Raw genomic sequence first — 1,474 nt, forward strand, 5'->3', positions numbered from 1 at the left:
GGCGCGATTAGCGCCTTATTAGATGGTCTTACGCCTCAGCAGGCATTGAACCGCGGCAACTTGGTGGGCGCCCAGGCCGTTCAAGTAGTGGGCGACATGGAAGGCTTACCTAGTCGCCAACAGCTACAGGCACTAGAACAACGCTAAGCCACTAGCATTCGCAAACACCATCCAAGCGACAGGAGGCAGCATGAAAAAGAGCGTCATCGTACTAGGGCGGCTCAGCTCATCTCAATGGGCGGAACTTGAACAGCACGCCCAGTTAGTTGGGCTATCCAAACCATTAGACCTCACTCAACAAGACGTGCTTTCCAACCTAGCGCAAGCGCATGGCATTATCGGCTCCGGCTTGGCGATCACCCCTCAGTTGCTGGACGCAGCGCCCAACTTGAAAGTCATCGCGACCGTCTCTGTTGGCTATGACAACATCCCCGTTGATGAACTGACCCAGCGCGGCATTATGCTGTGTAACACGCCTGATGTGCTTACCGAAACCACCGCCGATACTGGTTTTGCTCTGATCATGGCCACGGCGCGCCGGGTAGTTGAATTAGCCGAGTGGGTCAAAGCAGACAAATGGCAGGCCAGTATTGGCCCTGCACTATTTGGTAACGATGTGCATGGTAAAACCCTCGGCATGGTGGGATTTGGACGTATTGGTCAGGCTGTCGCCAGGCGCGGAGCTTTGGGTTTTGGGATGCGGGTGCTTTACTCCAATGCATCGCACAAACCTGCCCTTGAAAAGGAGCTGGGTGCGCAGCGCCGCGAACTCAACGAGCTGTTGGCCGAGGCCGATTTCGTCTGTGTTACCGTGCCACTCACCGCCGACACCGAACATTTGCTTGGTGCGAATGAGTTCGCGCTGATGAAGCCCTCCGCCATCTTCATCAATATCGCTCGCGGCAAAGTCGTCGACGAAAATGCGTTAATAGATGCCTTGAAAAACGGCGCTATCCAAGCAGCCGGGCTGGATGTATTTGAGCAGGAGCCGCTCCCCTCCTCGTCACCGCTAGCGAAGATGCCCAATGTGGTCGCACTGCCGCATATCGGCTCTGCCACCCATGAAACCCGCGACGCCATGGCCCAGCGGGCGGTGGATAATATTTGCTTGGCACTTCAGGGTGAACGCCCTATCAGCCTGGTCAACGAGGAAGCATATCGATGAGTACTGTTAACACCACGTCTACACCGCTCTGCTTACTGTTCGACTGCGATGGCACCCTAGTGGATAGCGAAGTACTGCTTGCCGAGGTGATGGGTGAAATACTTCCCGAATTTCACCTACCCTTCTCAGCACAGCAATATATGGATGAATTTCGCGGGGTACGTTTCCTGACAATCGTCCAAACGCTGGAACGTCGTTTTCAGACATTGGAAAACAGCAAGCTTTCTCAGCTTGAGGCAGACATGCGGACACGTATGGAAACCCGCATGCGTGCTGAGCTGGTGGCAATACCGGGTATGGCTGCCGCAT

2 protein-coding genes and 1 pseudogene are annotated in these 1,474 nt (G+C 55.0%); all 3 read left to right on the top strand.

The window, feature by feature from the left end; genetic code table 11:
* Positions 1-147, top strand: a pseudogene (locus INT22_RS21555) (sugar kinase); the annotation flags it as partial.
* Positions 148-190: 43 nt separating this feature from the next.
* Positions 191-1,165, top strand: a complete 975-nt coding sequence (locus INT22_RS18955) for a 2-hydroxyacid dehydrogenase (RefSeq protein WP_193061234.1) — start codon at positions 191-193, stop codon at positions 1,163-1,165.
* Positions 1,162-1,474, top strand: a 313-nt coding sequence (locus INT22_RS21560; RefSeq protein WP_226912919.1) for an HAD hydrolase-like protein, incomplete at its 3' end; no start/stop codon positions are given. The genes INT22_RS18955 and INT22_RS21560, both read left to right, overlap by 4 nt.

The sequence above is a fragment of the Halomonas sp. 3D7M genome (assembly GCF_014897885.1).
Lineage (GTDB): Bacteria > Pseudomonadota > Gammaproteobacteria > Pseudomonadales > Halomonadaceae > Vreelandella.

What these genes read in the sequence shown, in the direction of transcription:
- INT22_RS18955 (WP_193061234.1), top strand. Translation starts at nt 191, where the DNA reads ATGAAAAAGAGCGTCATCGTACTAGGGCGGCTCAGCTCATCTCAATGG.